This is a genomic window from Ruegeria sp. AD91A (assembly GCF_003443535.1).
In the GTDB taxonomy this organism is placed as follows: domain Bacteria; phylum Pseudomonadota; class Alphaproteobacteria; order Rhodobacterales; family Rhodobacteraceae; genus Ruegeria.
In genome coordinates, this window is record NZ_CP031946.1 from 147536 (window position 1) to 168216 (window position 20681).

17 protein-coding genes and 1 pseudogene are annotated in these 20681 nt (G+C 55.1%); 13 read left to right on the plus strand and 5 right to left on the minus strand.

Features of this window, described 5'->3' with window-relative positions:
* Window positions 1–6: 6 nt before the first annotated feature.
* Both D1823_RS00730 and D1823_RS00735 read left to right on the plus strand, forming a co-directional pair.
* Window positions 7–525: a 2,4'-dihydroxyacetophenone dioxygenase family protein gene (locus D1823_RS00730; protein WP_117868136.1), complete on the plus strand. Its 519-nt coding sequence runs from the start codon at window positions 7–9 to the stop codon at window positions 523–525.
* Window positions 506–919: a methylglyoxal synthase gene (locus D1823_RS00735; RefSeq protein WP_117868137.1), complete on the plus strand. Its 414-nt coding sequence runs from the start codon at window positions 506–508 to the stop codon at window positions 917–919. The genes D1823_RS00730 and D1823_RS00735 overlap by 20 nt, the downstream gene beginning before the upstream one ends.
* A 24-nt stretch (window positions 920–943) precedes the next feature.
* Here D1823_RS00735 and D1823_RS00740 read toward each other — a convergent pair whose 3' ends face one another.
* The 4 genes from D1823_RS00740 to D1823_RS00755 form a co-directional block, all read right to left on the minus strand.
* Window positions 944–2089 (minus strand): alpha-hydroxy acid oxidase, encoded by a 1146-nt coding sequence (locus D1823_RS00740; RefSeq protein ID WP_117868139.1) that lies wholly within the window; start codon window positions 2087–2089, stop codon window positions 944–946.
* A 45-nt stretch (window positions 2090–2134) separates the two neighbouring features.
* Window positions 2135–3418, minus strand: coding sequence for a TRAP transporter large permease (locus D1823_RS00745; protein WP_117868142.1), 1284 nt, complete (start codon window positions 3416–3418; stop codon window positions 2135–2137).
* Between the two features lie 10 nt (window positions 3419–3428).
* Window positions 3429–3914, minus strand: coding sequence for a TRAP transporter small permease (locus tag D1823_RS00750; protein WP_117868144.1), 486 nt, complete (start codon window positions 3912–3914; stop codon window positions 3429–3431).
* 78 nt (window positions 3915–3992) lie between these two features.
* Window positions 3993–4991 carry a TRAP transporter substrate-binding protein gene (locus tag D1823_RS00755; RefSeq protein WP_117868146.1) on the minus strand — a complete coding sequence of 333 codons (999 nt, stop codon included), beginning with the start codon at window positions 4989–4991 and terminating at the stop codon, window positions 3993–3995.
* Between the two features lie 115 nt (window positions 4992–5106).
* Here D1823_RS00755 and D1823_RS00760 point away from each other — a divergent pair, with 115 nt between their 5' ends.
* Window positions 5107–5778, plus strand: a complete 672-nt coding sequence (locus D1823_RS00760; RefSeq protein ID WP_117868148.1) for a GntR family transcriptional regulator — start codon at window positions 5107–5109, stop codon at window positions 5776–5778.
* 72 nt (window positions 5779–5850) lie between these two features.
* A pseudogene (locus D1823_RS22040) lies at window positions 5851–5961 on the plus strand (IS6 family transposase); the annotation flags it as partial.
* Between the two features lie 423 nt (window positions 5962–6384).
* Here D1823_RS22040 and D1823_RS00770 read toward each other — a convergent pair.
* Window positions 6385–7332 (minus strand): HAD-IIA family hydrolase, encoded by a 948-nt coding sequence (locus D1823_RS00770; RefSeq protein WP_371415293.1) that lies wholly within the window; start codon window positions 7330–7332, stop codon window positions 6385–6387.
* 206 nt (window positions 7333–7538) lie between these two features.
* Here D1823_RS00770 and D1823_RS00775 point away from each other — a divergent pair, with 206 nt between their 5' ends.
* The 9 genes from D1823_RS00775 (at window position 7539) to D1823_RS00815 (ending at window position 20645) form a co-directional block, all read left to right on the plus strand.
* Window positions 7539–8315 (plus strand): DeoR/GlpR family DNA-binding transcription regulator, encoded by a 777-nt coding sequence (locus tag D1823_RS00775; RefSeq protein WP_117868152.1) that lies wholly within the window; start codon window positions 7539–7541, stop codon window positions 8313–8315.
* Window positions 8316–8317: 2 nt separating this feature from the next.
* Window positions 8318–9334, plus strand: a complete 1017-nt coding sequence (locus tag D1823_RS00780; RefSeq protein WP_117868154.1) for an ABC transporter ATP-binding protein — start codon at window positions 8318–8320, stop codon at window positions 9332–9334.
* A 56-nt stretch (window positions 9335–9390) separates the two neighbouring features.
* On the plus strand, window positions 9391–10647 hold the full coding sequence (locus D1823_RS00785; RefSeq protein ID WP_117868156.1) for an ABC transporter substrate-binding protein: 1257 nt from the start codon (window positions 9391–9393) through the stop codon (window positions 10645–10647).
* A gap of 59 nt (window positions 10648–10706) precedes the next feature.
* On the plus strand, window positions 10707–11600 hold the full coding sequence (locus tag D1823_RS00790; protein WP_117872581.1) for a carbohydrate ABC transporter permease: 894 nt from the start codon (window positions 10707–10709) through the stop codon (window positions 11598–11600).
* Window positions 11597–12406 (plus strand): carbohydrate ABC transporter permease, encoded by an 810-nt coding sequence (locus D1823_RS00795; RefSeq protein WP_117868158.1) that lies wholly within the window; start codon window positions 11597–11599, stop codon window positions 12404–12406. Before D1823_RS00790 ends, D1823_RS00795 begins: the two co-directional genes overlap by 4 nt.
* Before the next feature lie 2 nt (window positions 12407–12408).
* Window positions 12409–13203, plus strand: a complete 795-nt coding sequence (locus tag D1823_RS00800; protein WP_117868160.1) for a metallophosphoesterase — start codon at window positions 12409–12411, stop codon at window positions 13201–13203.
* Window positions 13204–13239: 36 nt separating this feature from the next.
* On the plus strand, window positions 13240–14901 hold the full coding sequence (locus D1823_RS00805; protein ID WP_254683765.1) for a Na/Pi cotransporter family protein: 1662 nt from the start codon (window positions 13240–13242) through the stop codon (window positions 14899–14901).
* A gap of 63 nt (window positions 14902–14964) precedes the next feature.
* Complete coding sequence (locus D1823_RS00810; protein ID WP_162896727.1) at window positions 14965–15432, plus strand: hypothetical protein; 468 nt, start codon at window positions 14965–14967, stop codon at window positions 15430–15432.
* A gap of 101 nt (window positions 15433–15533) precedes the next feature.
* Window positions 15534–20645, plus strand: coding sequence for a RecQ family ATP-dependent DNA helicase (locus D1823_RS00815; protein WP_117868164.1), 5112 nt, complete (start codon window positions 15534–15536; stop codon window positions 20643–20645).
* The last annotated feature ends 36 nt before the right edge of the window (window positions 20646–20681 follow it).

Consider the following 20681-nt stretch of genomic DNA (forward strand, 5'->3'; position numbering starts at 1 on the left):
AAATCTATGAATGACGATGACACCGCCCGAATGCCATATCAATTGCCATTCCCCAAGGATGCGCAAGACGAGATCGTGATCCCGAATGCCATGAGTGAGGACGACAGACTGTGGGTTCCGCAGGCAGAGAACGTCTGGTTCCGACCGCTCTGCCTGAACCGCTCGCAAGGTTATTGGATGAACCTTCTCAAAGTACGCAAAGCTGGTGTTCTTTCGCGGCACCGCCATCCACAGCCAGTCCACGGCTTCGTCCTGAAAGGGCGCTGGCATTATCTGGAACATGATTGGGTTGCGGAAGAAGGGGGATATGTCTTTGAGCCGCCGGGTGAGACTCATACCTTGGTCGTTCCCGACGATGTCGAAGAGATGGTAACCTATTTCCAGGTCAATGGCGTGATGTGCTATGTTGATCCGTGGGGCGAGGTTACTGGCTACGAAGATGTCTTTACCAAGATTGATCTGTGCCGAAAACACTTCGCGGAAATCGGTCTTGGAGAAGATTACGTTGAACAGTTCATCCGGTGATGCGCCGCGTTTCGCCCTCGTAGCCCATGATGCGCGAAAGGACGAAATCGTTGAATGGGTGGGTCTGCAATTGGCCCGCCTGTCCAGAGTACAAATCTTTTCGACAGGGACCACCGGCAGCCGCATTAAGCAAGCCTATCCACAACTGGATGTGACCTGCCTGAAAAGCGGACCACTCGGAGGCGACCAACAGATCGGCGCTATGATCTGCGAAGAGAAACTGGATGCATTGATTTTCTTTGTCGACCCTCTCTCACCCATGCCACATGACGTCGACGTTAAGGCTCTGACCCGTCTCGCAACGGTATATGATCTGCCAATGGCATGTTCGCGCTCAACTGCGGATCTGATCGTCAAGGGGCTGATTGACGAGGATGAAAACGCGCCTGCGTGATACGCCACGCGCCGCAAGCGCCGATCAGCTGGTTCTCAGAAGGTGCTCTGCCAGACTGCCGAGGTTTTCGCTACCAAGCTGGCTCATGTTGGCCTCAATGTCAGCTTTCAGGATGTGAACGAGATGGTCGATCCCTCGTGCTCCGAACGCTGCAACAGCATATTGAAAGGCGCGCCCGACCATGACGAAATCTGCACCTTTCGCCAGGGCACGCATGATGTCCAATCCCCAGGCAACGCCAGAGTCGTAGATCAGTGGCACATCTATACCGACCGCCTCGCGGATGTTGGGGAGTTGGTCAATCACGGCGGGCCCGGCTTCGAATTGACGCCCGGAGTGGTTTGAGACCCAGATGCAATCCACGCCTTCGGCCACCATTTTTTGCGCGTCCTCCGGCCGCAGGACACCCTTGACGATCAGGTGGCCCTCCCATTCCTGCCGCAGTTCGCGCAGGTAGTCCCAATCTGGAATCCCACGGATCAGAGCGCCTGCATGAGTAAAGCTTTCTCGCCCACGCGCGGGGACGTAATCGTCAAAGAACCGCATACGTGGCATGATGCCCTCGCGCAGATGCGCAAGACACCAGGCGGGTCGTGACGCCATTTCTGTCAGCGTGCGCAGGTCAGCTTTTGGAGGCACGGTCAAGTTGGCGCGGCGTTGTCGTTCGCGCCGGCTTTCTTCTGGTACGTCCACCGTGATGATCAGCGTATGAAATCCCGCTGCCTTAATCCTCGGCAGCATGGCGCGACGCAGATCGCCGGAGTTCACCGGGTAATGCTGAAACCATCCGTTTTTTCCAATGTAAGGTGCCACATCCTCCGGTGAAGCAACCGCCACGCTGGACAACGAAAACGGAATATTGTGAGCAACCGCAGCCTTTGCAAGCATCCGCTCTGCTCCTGCCCACATCAGGCCGGACATACCTACCGGTGCTATCCCGAATGGCAGATCGTAAGTTCTACCCATCAATGTAGTCTGTAGGTCGGCCTTTGTTCGGCCGCATAGTACACGCGGCATGAATCCGATGGCGTCAAGTGCGTCCCGGTTGACCTTCAACCCCAGCTCCCGGCCGGTCGCGCTGTCGAGGTATTCGAAGGCAAACTTCGGAATGCGCTTTTGTGCGGTTTTCCGAAGGTCTTCTATCGACGGGTGGGAAAGGTCCAGATCCATCCGGGTCCTCTGTTCTTTGTCTAACGTTTGAAGCTCCTCAGTCGGTCACCAAAGGGATGGCAGGGCCAAGGAAATTGCGGGCACATAGGTGATGAACATCAACAAGATCAGCATGCCGACAAAGAATGGCAGGATCGCCCGGCTGAGGCTTTCGATGGAAACCTTCGAAATGGTACTGGCCACGAACAGGTTCACACCCAATGGCGGTGTGCAGAACCCAATGGCCAGGTTGACCGTCAAGATGACACCAAAAACGATCGGATCGACACCCAGCGCGGTTGCAACCGGCAGCAGGATCGGCGTCATGATGATGATCGACGAAATCGTCTCCATGAACATGCCGATCACCAACAACAGCAGATTGATCAGCAACAGAATGATGATTGGGTTGTCGGACAGGCTGGTGATCGTTGTTGCGAGCTCTGTCGGGATTCTTGCGAGCGTGATCAACCTGCCAAAGGCGGTCGCCATGATCACCAATATCAGAATGGTCCCGCTGGTCTTTGCACTGCCCGCCAAAACCTCTGGCAGGTCCTTGAGGGTGATGTCGCCATAGACGAATATGCCGATGAAAGCTGCATAGACTACGGCCACGGCACCGGCTTCGGTTGGGGTGAAGATACCGCTGTAGATGCCCCCAAGGATAATTACCGGCACCAATAGCGCCCAGATGGAAGACCGGAAGCTCTGCCAGACGCCCGGGCCTGAGAACGTAGTCGTCGATTGCTGAACAACCTCGTCCTTTCGCAGCAGAACACGAGCGACCAACATGAACATGAGGGCAAAAAGGATGCCAGGAACAACGCCTGCAAGAAACAGTTTGCCGATCGAAACCTCGGCAGTAACACCATAGATGATGAAGGGAATACTTGGCGGGATCATTACACCGATCATTCCTGAGGATGCTGTCAATGCGCCGCTGAATTTGCGCGTATAGCCGACCTTTCCCATCTCTGGGATCATGTTCGACCCGATGGCGGCTACGGTCGCAGGAGATGAGCCGGATATGGCTGCAAAAAACACACAGGCGAGCACGTTCACATAAGCCAGCCCACCCCGGATATGACCGATCAGCGCATTGGCAAATCCAACCAGTCGGCGAGACATTCCGCCGTGTTGCATCAGGTCGCCTGCCAATATGAACAGAGGGACAGCAATTAGAGGAAAGGAGTCCGCGCCTGTTACCACCGACCGTGCCAGAAGAACCATGGGTGGTGTGCCATCTACAAAGACCATCACGATCATAGTGGCCAAGCCCAGACAGATGCCAATAGGCACGCTGAAGAGCAACAGGGCAAAGAGCGTCAAGAAAAGCGTTGTTGCAAGCATGCAGGGTTCCTCACGCTTTGGTTCCTGCGATCAGACGCAGGGTTCGGAACAGATGTTGAGTGACGCGGATCGCGGACAGGCCCGCGCCAATCGGCGCCGAAGCATAAAGGATCGGAATCGGTAGCCCCAAAACGACCGAAGTCTGGCTGGCGACAAAAGGCTGTCGGATAAGCTTGATGCATTCAATTGTCAGAACGATCAGAAATCCAAGGACAAGAAGCGCGATCACAACATCCGCGTAAAGCCTTGCGCGCTCGCTTAGGACATCACGCAGGACCGTGATACGCACATGATCGCCTGTGTGGAATGCATAGCTGACACCAAGCCAGACAAACCATACAAACAGCCAAAGCGTTAGCTCTTCGCCCCATGAAAGAGAGGCATTCAGAATGTAGCGCATGAACACATTGCCAAAGATCAACAAGACAATCGCGGCCAAAAGTGCACTGGCTAAGACCTTTTCGGCATTAATATCGATCCATTTGATAACCGACACCGTTCACCTCCCCTTGAACGAAAGGGGCACCCGAACCTTAATGGCACGGGTGCCCGTATTGGCTGAGTAGTCCGAGGGTCAGCTTCCGCTCGCTGCGGAAACCGCTGCTACCCAGTCGTCATAGGCTTCGGCGCCAACCTCGTCGCGATACTGCAGACGGACGCTTTCGGTTTTGTCTGCAAAGGCTTGTCGCTGCTCGGCAGTCAGTTCCAGAATCTCGACACCAGCAGCACGGATCTGTTCCAGCTGTTCCGCATCTTCGCTTGCGACCAGTTCCGCCTGATAGTCACGTGCAGCGGCCATCGAGTCCCGCACCAGTTGCTGATGCTCTGCGGACAGCGTGTCAAAGAACGGTTTGGAGATGACGGGCATATAGACCGCAAAGACATGGCCCGTGGTCGAAAGGTATTTCTGCACCTCGTAGAAACGCTGTGATGTAATAATCGCCAGGGGGTTTTCCTGGCCGTCGATCACGCCTTGCTGGAGAGCAGAATAGACCTCACCAAAGTTCATTGGCGTCGGGTTGGCCCCGAGCGTCTCGAAAGTCGCCACATGCGCCGGAACCTTCATAGTACGCAGCTTAACACCCTCAAGATCCGCGGGGGTTGCAACCGGACGGACATTGTTGGTCACATTGCGTACACCCAATTCAAGCCAGCCAAGACCTACCAATCCCTGGTTTTCGACCCGTGCAAGCATGCCATCACCAGCATCACCATCAAGAACATCAAAGGCGATGTCCTTGGAGGAATACATGTAGGGCAGTTCAATTACTGCAAAAGCCGGATCCCAGCCCGCGAAGAAAGAGGAAGGAGGAATGGCCATTTCCAGAACGCCGGTTTGAACACCTTCGATCATTTCGCGATCAGGGCCCATCTGCGACGAAGGGAATATCTGTACGTCGATCTCACCATTCGAGCCAGCTTCGACCAGTTCTTCAAATTTCAGTAGCGCGCGATGCATATGAAACGCTTCTGCTGCGCCATGCCCAACCTTAATGACTGTTTCAGCGGATGCTGCAAAAGCAAGCCCGGCGGACATGACGACACCAAGCGCCAATGTTGATTTCTTGAACAAGGTTTCCTCCCATGGATTTATTTTTTCGATCTATTATCTGAGATATCAGATATAATATAGAAATCAAGCTTACTTGTGCTATTATGTTAGAGAGACGAAATAGGACGAAGTGAAAATGACCGAGGTTTTGCAGATTAAGCGACCGGATTCTTTGAGTAAAACTGCTGAAGAGCATATACGAAAAGGCATTATCAATGGCACGTTTCAATTGGGTGAATCGTTGCCGGAAGTGAAGCTGTCAAATGCCATGGGCATCAGCAAAACTCCGATTCGCGAAGCGCTATCGGCTTTGAATCTTCAGGGGCTCGTTCAGATCTTTCCTCATCGAGGAGCGTTTGTATTCTCTCTTTCTCAAGAGGACGTGGTGCAGCTTTGCCAGTATCGGCTCATCCTAGAATCTGCAGCTTTGGAGCAGGCGCTTGAAAAGAACCCGTCGGTTCTGATCAATGAGCTGGCTACAATTGTTTCTAAGATGTCAGAAGCGCAGGAAGCGGATGAATTCGAGCAGTATTTGGAACTTGACGCCGAGTTTCACGACGCGTTTTTCAGGTCCTGCGGAAACAGTTATCTGCGGGATGGATATCAAAAAGTCAGTGATATCGTCCAAACTATGCGGACACATCTGTCCAAGCGTTCCAATCGAACGAAGAAATCTTACAAGGAACATCAAGCGATCACATCGCTATTGGGCGAGGGTAAAGTAAGAGCAGCAACGAACACCCTCAAACGTCAAATCACTCGCGGTGAGCGTTCTTATTCCGATTTGGTTGGTCTGAAGCAAGTATAGTTGTTCTGCCATCTGGGTCTTGTCAGAAGAACTTTGCTTGAGCGGGGCAGGGCGGTTGCGTAGCTTTTGCCCATGATCAGGCCTGCCTCTTTTAAGTACTTCAAAACCAGTCCCGAGATCATCCGCCTTGCGGTGATGCTGAACATCCGGTTCCCGCTCTCGCTTCGGAATGTGAATGCTCTAAAAGATGACTAGGTGGATGCCCTTGCCCAGTTCGCTGAATATATGCGTGGACGCCAAGGAACATATCTCGATTCAGATCCTTACTCCGACCGCCGCCAAGGCAATTATCGACCCGAACGACCAAGAAGGGAAAATCGCATGCGGTTCTGACGCCGCGCGAGGGCGCCTTTGAGCGAGCTGTGCGTGGGTATGAAATCTTCGACCTCAAACGTCTGCGATGAAGCGCAAAGCTGCCATTTTCGCTAATTGCAGCGAAGGTCTGCGCCGAGCCCAAAGTGCAAATTGCTGCACCGTGCATCAATGTCGGCAGTGCGCAGTAAACCAGCTTTGCGAAATCGTGAGAATAGGCTTTTAGTCACTGTTCGAACCAAGGCTAATTTTCGGTCTGATACTTCGCCAAAAGTGGGAGCACCACGATGTTTTCTATATGCGAAGTAGGCGCCAGCTCGGTGTCAATCTGGATTGCTCGCAAAAAGTGCGAGTATCCAGCCCCGAAAACACTCCATCTTGCGCGACAAGGACTGTGCGCCAACCCCGTGCTGCTGCACCGAGGATATCGGTGTGAAGAGTGTCACCGCACATCGCGATGCGTTCGGGCGGAATTCCTGGAAGCGTGGCTTCGACCATTTTAAATACTTCCGGAAATGGCTTGCCAAAGAACCTGATGTCTTGAAGGCCCTCATCTGCCAGCAAATGCCCGTAGTGACCGGGCTCCAGTGAGAACCCGAAGTCTCGTGGCGCTGCCAGATCTGCATTTGCGATCACCACTGGGCGCGGGTTCGCCAACAAGCTGTCGCAAAGCATGGATTGTTGAGATTTTTGCCAGATTTCGGTCGAAAGAAACAAGAAACTGTCAACCTGGTCAAAGTCTGTCTGGTCTGTTTCAAGCCTGATCGTCTCGGATAAGATGTCCTTCAGGTCGTCAGACGGCGAGGCGATGCAGCCCCACAGACCGTCGTTCAGGTTTGCCAAGGCTGCGTCGCGGCTGGTTACAATCTCATCTGCGTCAACTTGCATTCCGAGCTTTTGAAACTTGGCAGTCGCGCCCTGGTGATTATAGCTGGCAGCATTGGAAAGAATGCGAATTTGGTGTCCGGCCTCCCTGAGCTCTTTCAAACGAGCTGCAGCCCCGGGAATCGGAGTTTCCCCAACATTTAGGACGCCAAATGCATCAAAAACAAAGGCGTCTACTTCGTTGCGAATATCCAGAAGTGACTCAATATCCAGAGTGGCCGTGTTGAATGTTGCTTTTGGGAGTCTGGGGCGTATGGACTGATAACGCGAAAATATCGAGTTGGCGTCAAGCATGTGTCCAAATGTCCTTTTTGATGGGCGCCCCCGACAGGTCTGACGCAACCCGGAATGTAACATCAACAAAATAAAATGGAAGAAAAAACAACATTTAGTAGTAAGCCATTACTGGGGAGCTTCAAAATTTCGCGATCAATGCATTGTAAAATATAATTCTTTTAAAAATGACGGCCAAACCACCCCTCAGGGTTTTGCGTGGTTCTGACTAAAAAATGTTGTTTTGTTGTTTTTTGGTGATATGGTTTTGGCAACTTGAAGGGGGAAAAATGGCGTCAAAGAAGATCAGACGGAGGGATTTTATCCAGCAGATCGTGCAAGAGCGTGGTGGTGTCAGTGTGGGAGCCTTAGCGGAAATGCTAGGAGTCTCGACGCAAACCATCCGCCGCGATCTGGACATTTTGTGCGACGGTGAGAACCTGCGACGCGCGCACGGGCGGATCGAGCTCGCTGAAAGCCGTTTGAATACCCCGTTTGATCAGAGAGCCGGAACGAACTTACGTGGCAAACGGTCGGTTTCCGAACTTGTTGCGAGCATGATCCCCAATGGGGCGAACGTGTTCCTTTCAATCGGGTCGACTCCGCTCGAAGTGGCCAAGGCACTGTCCGGCCACCAGGAGTTAACGGTCATCACGAACAACCTGAGTGCCGCGATGGCGCTGAGTAATGAAATCTCAAACCGTATCCTTTTGCCAGGAGGCGAGCTGCGCCTGCCCGATCGTGATTTTATCGGCGAAGAAGCAACCGATTTCTTTGACAGGTTTCGTGCCGAGTTCGCAATATTTGGCGTTGCCGGTGTGGCGCATGATGGTGGGTTGTTGGAATTTCATCCAGCTGAGGTTCGGGTGAGAATGAAAATGCAGCAGCACGCAGCCAAATCGATTCTCGTAATAGACAGTAGTAAATTTGGTCGCATTGCGCCGGCATTGGGCGGCAACATCTCGGATGTCGACGTAGTCGCGTGCGACCGTCCACCGGCTCCTGAATTTTCCGACCTCGCAGACAGTTTGGGCGAAGCCATTACTTACTCACAAGGAGAGCGCTGAATATGGCAGAACCATTTGTTCACGTCGACAATATTGCTAAGCGCTGGAATGGGCAGCTTGGCGTCGAGAATATCAATCTTTCGATCCCCCGTGGATCGTTCGTAGCGCTGCTTGGGCCTTCGGGCTGTGGCAAATCAACGACGCTGAGATTGCTGTCCGGACTGGAATTGCCGGATGAGGGGCGGATCGTCATTGACGGGCGTGACCTCACTACTTCTGCCCCTGCAGAACGCAATCTGTCGATGGTGTTCCAGTCTTATGCTTTGTTCCCGCATCTGAGTGTTGCGGAAAACGTTGTCTTTGGCCTCAAGGTGCGAAAAATCGGCGCGGCGGAACGGCGCGAGAAACTGACCCGGGCGCTCGAGATCACTGGCTTGCTGGGCTATGAGCAGCGTAAGCCGGGGGAATTGTCGGGTGGTCAGCGCCAGCGTGTGGCGCTTGCACGTGCGATCGTGGCAAGCCAGCCGCTGTGCCTGATGGATGAGCCGCTTTCGAACCTTGATGCCAAGCTGCGCGCCTCAGTGCGCAAGGACATCAAAAAACTTCAGGTCGATTTGGGCATTACCGTAGTTTACGTCACGCATGACCAAACCGAAGCGATGAGCATGGCCGACATGGTCGTGCTGATGAAAGACGGCCATATCCAGCAGACAGGGTCCCCGGAAGAGCTTTACTACAAGCCTGCCAATACCTTTGTCGCCGAGTTTGTCGGTGCCCCGCCAATGGCGCTGATCAAGTCTGAAGGCGTGCCAGGATTTGAGCGCGCAACGACAATTGGCCTTCGCGCCGAAGCGGTGAAGGTGGTGGAATCGGGCAAGGGCAGACTGACTTGTAAAGTATCGGAATGCGAATTCCTGGGTTCCGAGACATTCATTGGCCTGTCACATCCTGCTGCCAATGGTCTGACCGTATCCATGCCCGGACTGAAACATATTCCGGCAGGAGAAGATCTGGAGATCAGCTTTGCCGATGAAGACCTGCATTTCTTTGACGACATGGGCAAGCGACTGGCCGGGTAGGTCAAGCAACTGAACTTTGGAAAGACAAGAATAACTGTCATCACTGGGAGGAAAAAATGAACGTTATTAAGAAGATAAGTCTGGCCGCCGTCTCGGCCACTGCGCTGACATCGGCGGCGGCGGCTGAGACGGAACTGACAATGTATTATCCTATCGCGGTTGGCGGTGCGCTGACCGAGGTCGTGGATGGCATCGTTGCCGATTTTGAAGCCGCCAACCCTGACATCAAGGTCAACGCGATCTATTCAGGCAACTATGACGACACGCGCGTGCGTGCCTTGTCCGCACTTGCATCGGGTGAACCGGCTCAGCTGGCGGTGATGTTCTCAATCGATGCCTATGATCTGATCGAGCAGGATCTGATCGTGGCCTACGAAGATATCGACGGGGTTAACCCGGACTGGCTAGAGAGCTTTTATCCAGCATTGATGGCCAATGGCCGGATCGAGGGCAAAACCTGGGGCATTCCGTTCCAGCGTTCAACTATCGTCGCCTACTACAACAAGGACCAGTTTCGTGCGGCAGGTCTTGACCCTGAGGCGCCGCCCAAGACCTGGGACGAGCTGATCAGCATGGGCAAGGCACTGACCAACGACGACACCTATGGCCTGATGATCCCATCGACAGGCTATCCCTATTGGATGTTCCAGGCGTTGGCGATCCAGAACGGCAAAGAGGTGATGTCCGATGACGGCCTGACCACCTATTTCGATGACGAAACCGTTGTCGATACGTTGGAATTCTGGCAGTCGCTGTCGCAGGAGCATGGCATCATGCCCACTGGCACCGTTGAATGGGGTACCCTGCGGCAGGCGTTCCTCGAAGGTCAGACCTCGATGATGTGGCATTCGACCGGCAACCTTACGGCTGTGAAGAATAACGCCAGTTTTGACTTTGGCGTCGCCGAGCTTCCAGCCAATGTGCGGCTGGGTTCACCTACCGGTGGCGGCAACTTCTATGTTTTCAAGGAGACATCGGACGAAGAGCGCGCTGCGGCCATGAAGCTGATCGAATTTATGACCTCGCCCGAGCAAGCGGCAGCGTGGTCCATCGCGACCGGCTATATGGGCGTGTCTCCGGCAGCGTATGAAACCGATGCGCTGAAATCCTACACAGAAGAGTTCCCACCCGCTCTCGTTGCCCGGAACCAGCTGGAAAACGCGGTTGCTGAGTTCTCGACCTTTGAAACCGCACGCGTGCGTGAGGGTCTCAACAACGCAATTCAGGCGGCCTTGACCGGCACAAAATCGGCTGAAGACGCGCTAGGGGAAGCCCAGACAGCGGCTGTGCGCCTGCTGCGTGATTACCAATAACCTCAACTCCCTGGCGTCGGGCAGAGATGCCCGGCGCACCCAACCTTGAGGGTCGCTATATGGCAGAGCATGTGAATATCGAGCGTCGTCGACAGGCCATCTACGGTTGGATCCTGTTGTCACCAGCGGCAATTCTACTGACGACCTTTGCGTTTTATCCTTCGCTTGCGACCTTGTGGTCGAGCTTGTTCAGCCGAGAAACCAGAAGACGCCCCAGCGAATTTGTCGGCGGCGAGAACTATGCCGACCTGTTCGCCGACCCAACCTTTTGGAAAGTTGTCGTGAACAACTTGATCTATGCGGGTGCGACCATCCCTATTTCTATTGCAATTGCGCTTTCGATGGCGCTTTGGGCGAACTCCAAGATCCCGGCTCGCGGGTTTGTACGCACCGCCTATTTCACGCCTACGGTCCTGCCAATGATCGCCGCGGCTAACCTTTGGCTGTTTTTTTATACTCCCGGATTGGGTGTGCTCGACCAGATTGGCGGTCTGTTTGGCCTTCCCTCAATCAACTGGCTGGGACAGCCTGAAACTGCGCTGTGGGCTGTAATTATCGTGACGATCTGGAAAGAGGCTGGGTTTTTCATGATCTTCTATCTGGCGGCCTTGCAGACGATCCCTGAGGACCTCAAGGAAGCTGCCGACATTGAAGGCGCCAGCCGCTGGACCTACACGCGCCGGATCGTGCTGCCGTTGTTGATGCCAACGACGCTATTTATCATGGTCAATGCGTTGATCAACTCTGTGAAATTGATCGATCATTTGTTCATCCTGACCAAGGGCGGGCCCAACGACGCCTCCAAGCTTATCCTTTATTACATCTGGGAAATGGCCTTTGCCTTCTTTGATGCGCCCCACGCAGCGGCAATGACCATCCTGGTGCTTGTCGTGCTTGGCGTGGTTGCCGGCGTCAAATTCACCATTCTCGACAAGCGGACCCATTACCAATGAGCGGATTTTCCAGGCATATCGAGTCCTTTGGCGCACTGTTGTTGGCCGTGATCTGGATTTCCCCGCTGGTCTTTGCCTTTTGGGCGGCTTTCCACAGTACCTCTGACGCGGTCAACTTTAACATCACGTCACCATGGACTCTCGACAATTTCCGCACCGCTTGGGAGGGGGCGCCGTGGCTACGCTATTTCCTCAACACCTTCCTTTTAGTGACGGTGATCCTTATTGGTCAGTTCTTTGTCACGACGCTGGCAGGATTTGCCTTTGCCCAGGTCCAGTTTCCGGGTCGGGATTTCGTGTTCATCCTCGTGCTGATGCAACTTTTCATCCTGCCCGAAGTGTTGATCGTGGAAAACTATGCAATGGTGTCACGCCTCGGATTGTTTGACACGATTATTGGCGTCGGAATGCCCTATATGGCCTCTGCCTTTGGCATTTTCCTAATGCGGCAGGCGTTTAAGGGCGTTCCTATAGAACTGCATGAGGCAGCGCGCGTCGAAGGCTGCGGCTGGTTCGGAATTCTTTGGCGAGTCTATGTGCCCTTAGCGCGTCCGACATATCTTGCTTATGCGTTGGTGTCGGTATCGACCCACTGGAACAACTTCCTCTGGCCGCTCATCGTGACCAACTCGCCCGACACACGACCGCTGACGGTCGGCTTGTCGATCTTTGGCGCACCGGAAAATGGTGTGGATATAAGCGTCATTTCGGCGGCAACGATGATGTCCGTTGCGCCCTTGTTGATCGCGTTCCTCGTGTTCCAGCGTCAATTCGTTCAGGCCTTCCTGCGCGCGGGGATCAAATAGTCGTGGCGACATTTCTTCATCTAAGTGACTTGCACGCGGTATCGCGCGGCGATTTATGTTCAGGCGTGCTTGATACCCGCGCGATCCTGATTGGGGTCATCGACCGATTGATTGAAAAAGGTGAAGCTCTTGGCCCGCTCGACGCGGTTCTTGTCACTGGTGACGTCAGCGAAGATGGCAGCCCGGACAGTTACGATTTCGCGCGCGCGCAACTGGAGCGGTTTGACCTGCCGATTTATGTTGTTCCTGGAAACCATGATGTGCGCAAGCCAATGCAAAAGGCCTTTTCGGGTTTGGACATCATGCCGGCGGACGGGCTTATCGATTGGGCGGACACGGTGGGCGATACCCGTGTTATCGGGCTTGATACGCTCGTTGAAGGACAGGGTGGTGGCAGGCTGCGCGTGGAGAGTCTTGATCTTTTGGAGCGGGAGCTTTCTGGTTCTGACGGGCCGGTTGTCGTTATGTTACATCATCCGCCGTTTAGCACCGGAATTGATTTCATGGATGTTATCGGATTGGAGAACCAATCCGATCTGGCAGAAATTCTTGCAGCGCACTCTGGAGAGATCACGGTGTTGGCTGGGCATGTCCACGGCGTTCACATTGGTCGCGTTGGCGGTCACGTTGCCATGACAGCGCCGGGCCTTTGCAGCGGTTTTGCACTGGACCGACGCGCGGTGGCTCCGGTAGGTTTTTTTTCTGGACCTACGGGCTGCGCAGTTCTCGAGACCGGAAAGAGCGGTATATGGAGCGCTGTTTCGCTAGACGCTGCCGAAGGACCGTATTCATTCTGAAGTGGCCGGATTGGCCCGGAAACCAAAGACTCGGTGATGATGGATAGCTCACCCATAATTATTGTTTTGAATTTGGCTGCTGCTGCGGCACTTCTGATCTGGGCTGTTCGCCTTGTGCGCACCGGTTTTGAGAGAGCCTTTGGAAGCCAGCTGCGGCTTTGGTTGCGTCGGTCGACGGGAAACCGTTTTGCCGCAACGGCAACCGGCACGCTGACCGCGATCCTGCTGCAAAGCTCCACTGCCGTCGCAATGCTGCTTGCCGGGTTCATGGCCGCGGGTTCGGTCGGCGGCACCGCCGGGTTGGCCATTATTCTGGGGGCGGACCTTGGCTCTGCCATCGTAGCCCAGATCATGAATTCCCGGATTGCTTTGCTGACGCCCTTGCTACTTTTGATCGGGGTGGTGATTTTCCTGCGCAGTTCCCGGCGCAGCGTGCGCCAAGTTGGTCGGATCCTGATTGGGTTGGCCCTGATTTTTCTATCGCTTGACCTTATTCGCGATGCCAGCGCGCCGCTGGCAAACAGCGAGGCCGCTTCGGGGGCCTTGATTTACCTGTCTGCTGATCCGTTGACGGCATTTTTGCTGGCGGCGTTTTTTGCCTGGCTGGTACATTCCAGCGTTGCAGCGATATTGTTGTTTGCAACTCTTGCGGCTCAGGGCGTTCTGCCCCTGTCGGCGGCCTTTGCCATGGTTCTTGGCGCCAATCTAGGCGGTGCCTTTATTGCGTTTGTTCTGACCTTGCAGGCCGATGTCTCGGTGCGGCGGGTCGTGTCTAGCAACTTGTTCCTGCGTGGCGGTGGGGCGGGGCTGGTGCTGTTTTTGCTCCATCGACTTGACGGTGTTGACCTTGTTCCCGGGGGCAGCCCCGTACAGCAGGTTTTGAACCTGCATCTTCTGTTCAACCTTGCGCTTCTTGTTGTCTGTATTCCGTTTCTTGGCCCGATAATGCGTTTGGCGGAGAGTATTTTCGCTGATGATAATAAAAACAGCGCCAAGACCAACGGACGCACGGCCCTGGATCCTTCGGTTCAGAACCAGCCGTCGCGCGCCTTTGCCTGTGCGCATCGTGAGTTGGTCGAAATGGGCAATAGGATCGAGATCATGATGCGGGAATCAATGTCACTTTTTGACAATTACGATGATGCCATTGCTCAAAAACTGAAGATGGAAAAGGTCGAAATTGACCGAATGTCGCTCGACCTGCGGGTTTATTTGTCTGGTGTCAAAAGCGACAATCCGAAAGAGGACACCGGTACGCGGGCATTTGATCTGTCCGGCGTGGCGGTGAACCTTGAGGCCGGGGCAGATACAATTGCACGGAAAATGGTCGAATTGGCCAAGCGCAAGAGTGCGGAAAACGTGAGCTTTTCGGAAGAGGGCTGGCGGGAACTGACCGATTTCTATGACCGTGTGTTGCGCAACGTTCAGTACGGAATCGCTGTACTGATGACTGAGGATGCCGGGGCTGCACGGGAGCTGGTGCAGCAAAAGGAAATGATCCGCGAAATCGAGAGAAAGCTGGAGCGCGCGCACCTTACCCGGCTGCGTGCTGGAGTGTCCGAAACCATCGAAACCAGTGCAATTCACCTTGATCTGTTGCGCGCCCTGAAAATGTTAAACACGGCATTCGCGATGATCGCCTATCCGCTTTTGAAAGAAAGTGGACAGTTGTTGGAAAGCCGATTGGCAAATGAATAGACGGTTTCATAGAGTGATGAAGATACAGTCTTTTCATCGATTGTGGTATTCGCAATCGCCCTATTGGATATTTCCGAACTGCTTGGCGGCAAAAAACCTATGTCTGCTGTGGGCTGGCCAACCGCCATTGTTTGCTATTATGCCGATGGCGGCTTCGTCCGCATAGCGGTCGCTCGAAATATTCAGGCGAACGTCGGCATTGAGCCCATAGGCGACATAGGTGATGAGCGTAGTATTTGTCGTTTGGGCGGAACAGGAAGTTTGCTGTATTCGCAAAAGATCGACGGGCCGGAAAATACACGAACTTTTATCAATAGGCCTGTCCGGAACCTGCCAGCTGCGGTCTGGCAAAAAAAGTGCCGAGTGATGCTGTCAACCGGCTTTTGGTTCCGGATGGGAAGATCTGCAAACCTGAAGGAAAAGACACTGGCCGCACCTCGCAAACCTGGCATGGCATCGGGACAACATTTTTTTCAAAGTGGCCGCCGAAGGTTCCGCTCCTTGGGAATAATTATTAACTTGCGAATATGAAAAACTTAATTTCCCGCGGCATATCGAAGGCCCTTGGCCGTGGCAGACCACAGCCACTCGAAAACTCAGAGGCTATTCCGGAGGAAATTAAGAGTACTCAAATGCCACGGGAACAATCCGAAATCTCGTCGCGCTGTCTGTCGATTGATTTGGAAGTTGATCCCAAGGAAGCCAAGTTGTTTGCCTTTGCAGCCGTGCCGGAAGGCGATGGAGAGGGGATTATTCATCGGAAAGGTGATCCGAAGGCCGCGCTTGAAAAGCTCGACTTGTTTTGCGCCGGTTTCGCACATGTCATTGGTCACAACATTCTGCGCCATGACCTGCCGCATCTCATGGCGGTCTCGCCGCGCTTCGCAAAGCTCGCGGACGGACCGATTGACACGCTGTGGCTCAACCCCTTGGCGTTCCCGCGCAATCCCTACCATCATTTGGTCAAGCACTACCGCGATGGGCGGCTTCAAAGTGGTCACGTCAACGATCCCGAGCTCGACGCGCGTCTTGTGTTCGAGGTTCTTCACAACCAGATCGACGCCTTCGTCTCGCTGAACACGTTGTCGCCAGAAACGATGATCGCCTATCACTGGCTGTGCTGCCGAGGTCCCAGTAGCGTCGGATTTGATCGGTTGTTCAGCGACGTGCGCGGGGCGCCCATCCCGACGGAAGCGGAGGCGCACGAGGCCATTCAGGCGTTGCTAAAAGACGTGGCCTGTGGCAGGCAAGTGGACGCTCTGCTCGAGCGGCTCTCGGACACTGGACTGGGTTGGCCGATGGCATATGCGCTCGCTTGGATTTCGGTCGCTGGTGGGGATTCTGTCATGCCGCCTTGGGTGCGGGCGCAGTTCCGTGATGCAGCGCGGCTTGTCAAAGACCTGAGAGATACAAATTGTCGTGATCCGAACTGTGCCTATTGCGCAGAGCACAATGAGCCCACCCGTGCACTCGAACGTTGGTTCGGCTTTCCAAGTTTCCGCCCGGAACCAGTCGACGAAAACGGACGCCCGCTTCAAGAAAAGATTGTGGCGACGGCCATGGAAGGCGACAATTTGTTGGGTATCCTGCCGACGGGCACTGGTAAATCCATCTGTTACCAGATCCCCGCGTTGTCTCGGTTCGACAAGACCGGGGCCTTGACCGTCGTAATATCGCCGCTTGTAGCACTGATGGCAGACCAGGTTCAGGGCTTGGTACGGGCCGGAATTTCCTCAGCGGTTACGATTAACGGGTTATTGTCTTTGCCCGAGCGTCAGGATGCGCTCGACAAGGTGCGGCTTGGGGATGCTGCGATCCTTTTGATTTCGCCCGAACAACTGCGCAGCACAACAGTTCGGTCTGTTCTGGCACAGCGCGAGGTGGGACTTTGGGTACTGGACGAGGCGCACTGCGTGTCTAAATGGGGACACGATTTCCGACCCGACTATCGCTACGTTTCGCGGTTTATCAAGGAAAGCTCAGGCGACGAACCGGCTCCGGTGCTTTGCTTGACCGCGACAGCGAAGCCGGACGTCGTGCAGGACATCCGCAGTCATTTCAAAGAGCGGTTGGGGTCCGAGCTGGTGTTGATCGACGGAGGCGCATCACGGTCGAACCTGAGTTTCCAGGTGCTGCCAACGCAGCGGGCAACCAAGATGGCCGATATCCTCGACACGATCGAGGTCAAGCTTCCGCGTGAGGGCGTGTCGGGAGCGGTCGTCTATTGTGCGACCCAAAACGCTACCGAGCGCGTGGCGGAGTTCTTAAAACAACAGGGCATCGCCGCTGAACGGTATCACGCAGGCCTCAGCCCCGATGACAAACGTGAGATTCAGGAGGACTTCCGCGTCGGCAATCTCCGCGTGATCGCAGCCACCAACGCCTTTGGGATGGGGGTCGACAAGCCGGACATCCGTCTGGTGGTTCACGGGGACGTGCCTGGGTCGTTGGAAAACTACCTGCAAGAGGCGGGTCGCGCCGGGCGGGACCGCGAGCCCGCAAACTGCATCCTGTTGTTCAATACCGAAGACGTTGATCGTCAGTTCAGCCTCAGCGCGCGTTCTCGACTCGCGCGGCACGAAATCGGCGCGATCCTGAAGGCGCTTCGACGCCTTGATGCTCGGACTGGAAAAGGCGGCGAAATTGTCGCAACACCCGGTGAGATCGTTCATGAGGAGAAAGAGCGAGACTTCCAGCGGGACAGCAACACCGACGATACGCGGGTGAAGACGGCCGTCGCCTGGTTGGAAGAAGCACACCTTCTGAACCGCGAAGAAAACCGGGTGCAGGTGTTTCCCGCCTCGCTCCGAATAAGGAGCATGCGGGAGGTCCGTGAAATCCTGGCATCCGCCGAGATTACCGAGCGGCGGCGCAAGGATCTGGCCGTAATCGTGCAGCATATCATCAACGCGCCGCAGGAAGAGGGCATCACCACGGACGAGCTCTGCGGCGTCAGCGGGCTTACGATGTCGAGCCTACGTAAAGCCTTGGCGGATCTCGAGGCCCTGGGGATCGCAAAGGACGACACAAACATCACCATCTTCGTGCATGTAGGCGTCGAGAATGCCTCGTCGAAGCGCTTCGAAGCGGCATCCCGGTTGGAAGCTGACCTGATTGCAGTCCTTAGGGAGCAAGCGCCAGACGCGGACATCAATGAGGCTGCGCCCTGCCATCTGGCCTCAGTGGCGCAGGCCTTGCGGGAGCGGGGACACGCCTCCGTACGGCCCGATATTGTCGAGGGTTTGCTCCGTGGGATGGCGCAGGATGGCCGCGACATGGACGGCGGAAAAGGCAACATTGGCCTGCGCAAGGTGTCCAAAGGCAGTGTCATGGTGCGAATCCAAAGATCATGGGGGGTAATCGAACAGACCGCTCAACTTCGCAGGCAGGCCGCAGAGCGTTTGGTTTCACACTTGATAAACAAGGCTCAGGCAGGTCTGCGTCGGAAAGACGTTCCTGTCGAGACCACGCTTGGCGACCTTCTTGCAGCGATCAACAGCGATGCGCTGTTGCGAGCATCTGTCAATGATCCAGCAAAACTTATGGACCGGGCGCTTCTTTGGCTGCACGAACAGCAGGTGATGACTCTGGGCAAGGGATTGTCCGTGTTCCGATCCGCCATGACGCTGCACATCAATCCGAAAGGCGGCGCTTTTACCACCCAACATTTCGCGCCGCTCGAAGACCATTACACCGAACAGACCGTCCAGACCCACGTGATGGCGGCTTACGCGAGCAAGGGCATCGACGATATCGATCAGGCCCAGCAGCTCGCGCATGACTATTTCGAAATGGAGCAGTCCGACTTCATGAAAGCTTGGATGCCGGGGAAGATTTCAGAGTTCCGACGGCAGGCAACGCCTCAGTCTTACGCCGAGATCGTCGACAATCTGGGGAATGCGACACAAGAGCAGATCGTGCGTGACGACCGCGAACAGACCAATGTCCTTGTGCTCGCAGGGCCGGGATCGGGCAAGACACGCGTGTTGGTCCATCGCATCGCCTATCTGGTTAGGATCAAGCGCGAAGATCCAAACGGTATACTGGTGCTCGCCTACAATCGTCACGCGGCCGCCGAGATTCGGGAACGCTTGCGTATGCTGATTGGCGAAGATGCTCGCTTCGTCACAGTCTTAACCATCCATGCCTTAGCCATGCGGTTGGTTGGCGCGAGTTTCGCCGGACGGGTAGCGGCCGACGAACCTGATTTCGAGACGCTTCTGATTGATGCGGCACGTCTCTTGCGTGGCGACGGGTTGGACAAAATCGAGGCCGAAGCCTTGCGAGAGACTTTGATCCAGGGGTTCCGCTGGATTCTCGTAGACGAATATCAGGACGTGGGACCAGAGGAATACGCCTTGATCGCGGCGGTGGCCGGTCGCAGTATCGACGACCCCGATCAACGGATTAGCCTGTTCGCGGTCGGCGATGACGACCAAAATATCTACGCGTTTGCCGGCGCATCGGTGCGCCACATCCGGCAATTCGAACAGGATTATTCAGCCAAGCCGGTCTTTCTGACTGACAATTACCGCTCGTCGAAAAACGTCATCAGCGCAGCGAACGCCGTGATCGAAGGATCTCGGGAACGTATGAAAACAGGGCATGGGATTACCGTCGACAAATCGCGGCAAAAGGACCCCGCAGGGAGTATCATGGAAAGCCTCGATCCGGTTGCGCAGGGACGGGTCCAAATCCTTGGCTGCCCGGCCGGAAATGACGCTCAGGCCCTTGCGGCTGTCAACGAGATGATCCGCCTGTCAAAACTGATCCCGGATTGGAGCTGGAAGGGCGCGGCAATCATTTCTCGTGATTGGCGCAAGCTTCTGTCGGTCCGTGATTTTGCCGAGGCGCATGGAATTCCAGTCGAAATGGCGAACGAAAACTTACCAAGTGTTTGGCGCACCCGTGAGATGCGGAGGTTCATCGACGGCCTACGCGAGAGGCACGCAGCCTTGGTCAGTTTGAGCGACCTTACCGAAACCCTGAACACGATACCCTCAAGCCGTTGGACTGACCGTATCGGCGAGGGACTTGGCCAACTTGCGCGTGAAGTTGATGGCAAAGCGCTCCCGAGCCCTGACGTGATGGAATGGTTTGCTGAATGGTCGAAAGACTCATGGGGCGAGCAGCGTGGCCTCAAGTTGTTGACGGCGCATCGCGCGAAAGGCCTCGAATTCGACGATGTCGTGATCCTGGATGGTGGTTGGGAACGGCCCTCGCGAAACGAAGATCAGGACGCGCCGAGGCGTTTGTTCTATGTCGCCATGACACGTACGCGGCGCAATTTGATCGTCATGAGTAACGACAATCACGAATACCTTCCCACCGAGTCGCCTTCCGTCGTCAAGCGGCACGTGGTGCCCGACTTGGCGACAGTCCCTGGCCCGCGCCGGTTCTTTCAATCGCCAGAAATGAAGATGGTCGACTTGTCGTTCGCAGGGCGCCAAGGTGATCGGCACATTGTTCATGACGCGATCGCTGAAGCGCAGGTTGGCGCGCCAATCAAGCTCGCCAGTGTTGGAGATCGCTGGCAGATCGAGGATATTCAAGGGCGGGTCCTCGGGCGGATGGCAAAAGCATTTACGCCCCCGATTGGCACGAAATTTGTCACCGGCGAGATCGCGGCCATCATACACTGGCGTAAGGAAGATGCCGATGAGCGTTTTCATCACCTGATGAAACGCGCCAATTGGGAAGTCGTGGTGCCTGAACTGGTATTCGAAGAGGTCAAAAGCGGCTGAAAGGGTCATCAGAAAGCTTCAGGGCGGCAAGTAAGT

What these genes read in the sequence shown, in the direction of transcription:
- D1823_RS00795 (WP_117868158.1), top strand. Translation starts at nt 11,597, where the DNA reads ATGAGCGGATTTTCCAGGCATATCGAGTCCTTTGGCGCACTGTTGTTG.
- D1823_RS00790 (WP_117872581.1), top strand. Translation starts at nt 10,707, where the DNA reads ATGGCAGAGCATGTGAATATCGAGCGTCGTCGACAGGCCATCTACGGT.
- D1823_RS00775 (WP_117868152.1), top strand. Translation starts at nt 7,539, where the DNA reads ATGGCGTCAAAGAAGATCAGACGGAGGGATTTTATCCAGCAGATCGTG.
- D1823_RS00815 (WP_117868164.1), top strand. Translation starts at nt 15,534, where the DNA reads ATGCCACGGGAACAATCCGAAATCTCGTCGCGCTGTCTGTCGATTGAT.
- D1823_RS00805 (WP_254683765.1), top strand. Translation starts at nt 13,240, where the DNA reads ATGATGGATAGCTCACCCATAATTATTGTTTTGAATTTGGCTGCTGCT.
- D1823_RS00745 (WP_117868142.1), bottom strand. Translation starts at nt 3,418, where the DNA reads ATGCTTGCAACAACGCTTTTCTTGACGCTCTTTGCCCTGTTGCTCTTC.
- D1823_RS00785 (WP_117868156.1), top strand. Translation starts at nt 9,391, where the DNA reads ATGAACGTTATTAAGAAGATAAGTCTGGCCGCCGTCTCGGCCACTGCG.
- D1823_RS00770 (WP_371415293.1), bottom strand. Translation starts at nt 7,332, where the DNA reads ATGTTACATTCCGGGTTGCGTCAGACCTGTCGGGGGCGCCCATCAAAA.
- D1823_RS00740 (WP_117868139.1), bottom strand. Translation starts at nt 2,089, where the DNA reads ATGGATCTGGACCTTTCCCACCCGTCGATAGAAGACCTTCGGAAAACC.
- D1823_RS00760 (WP_117868148.1), top strand. Translation starts at nt 5,107, where the DNA reads ATGACCGAGGTTTTGCAGATTAAGCGACCGGATTCTTTGAGTAAAACT.
- D1823_RS00780 (WP_117868154.1), top strand. Translation starts at nt 8,318, where the DNA reads ATGGCAGAACCATTTGTTCACGTCGACAATATTGCTAAGCGCTGGAAT.
- D1823_RS00730 (WP_117868136.1), top strand. Translation starts at nt 7, where the DNA reads ATGAATGACGATGACACCGCCCGAATGCCATATCAATTGCCATTCCCC.